Origin of the sequence: Exiguobacterium sp. s140 (assembly GCF_018617035.1) — a bacterium.
In the GTDB taxonomy this organism is placed as follows: Bacteria; Bacillota; Bacilli; order Exiguobacteriales; family Exiguobacteriaceae; genus Exiguobacterium; species Exiguobacterium profundum.
The window spans coordinates 1-771 of record NZ_JACSJK010000015.1; the positions used below are offsets into that span (position 1 = coordinate 1).

Annotated in this window: 6 tRNA genes and 1 rRNA gene; all 7 read right to left on the minus strand. The window is 50.3% G+C overall.

From position 1 onward, the window contains the following. Positions 1 to 103: 103 nt before the first annotated feature. Positions 104 to 179: transfer RNA gene (locus KNO61_RS17080), tRNA-Ala, on the minus strand. Positions 180 to 192: 13 nt separating this feature from the next. After that, positions 193 to 269, minus strand: a tRNA-Pro gene (locus KNO61_RS17085). Positions 270 to 277: 8 nt separating this feature from the next. Further along, positions 278 to 354, minus strand: a tRNA-Arg gene (locus KNO61_RS17090). A 31-nt stretch (positions 355 to 385) separates the two neighbouring features. After that, positions 386 to 472, minus strand: a tRNA-Leu gene (locus KNO61_RS17095). A 42-nt stretch (positions 473 to 514) separates the two neighbouring features. Then, positions 515 to 590 (minus strand) — tRNA-Thr (locus KNO61_RS17100). 9 nt (positions 591 to 599) lie between these two features. Then, positions 600 to 675: transfer RNA gene (locus KNO61_RS17105), tRNA-Val, on the minus strand. A gap of 8 nt (positions 676 to 683) precedes the next feature. Next, positions 684 to 771, minus strand: a 5S ribosomal RNA gene (gene rrf, locus KNO61_RS17110); the annotation flags it as partial.

Here is a 771-nt window from a genome sequence, read left to right on the forward strand (position 1 = left end):
TATAGCTCTTAAATTGACGAAGCTTGCGCTTCATTCAAAAAATGTAAAACTTATTTTTGCCTCATCGTTCAGTTTTCAAAGTTCGTCTGTAAAAAAATAAAATTGGTGGAGCCTAGCGGGATCGAACCGCTGACCTCCTGCGTGCAAGGCAGGCGCTCTCCCAGCTGAGCTAAGGCCCCATATAAGTGATGATGGTCGGGAAGACAGGATTCGAACCTGCGACCCCTTGGTCCCAAACCAAGTGCTCTACCAAGCTGAGCTACTTCCCGTCTAAAAATGGTGCACCCTGAGAGATTCGAACTCCCGGCCTTTAGATTCGTAGTCTAACGCTCTATCCAGCTGAGCTAAGGGTGCGAGACGAATAATCATCATGGGAAAATATTAATGGTACCGAGGGCCGGACTTGAACCGGCACGAGGAAACCCTCGCAGGATTTTAAGTCCTGTGCGTCTACCAATTCCGCCACCCCGGCAAGGTATAATTTCTAGCGGTAGACTTTTTAAAAAAGATCAAATGGTGCCGGCGAAAGGATTCGAACCCTCGACCCTCTGATTACAAGTCAGATGCTCTACCAACTGAGCTACACCGGCAGGTGTAAATGGTGGAGGATGACGGGATCGAACCGCCGACCCCCTGCTTGTAAGGCAGGTGCTCTCCCAGCTGAGCTAATCCTCCAATATGTAGCCTGGCAACGTCCTATCCTCACAGGGGGAGATCCCCCAACTACTTTCGGCGCTGAGACGCTTAACTTCCGTGTTCGGCATGGGAACG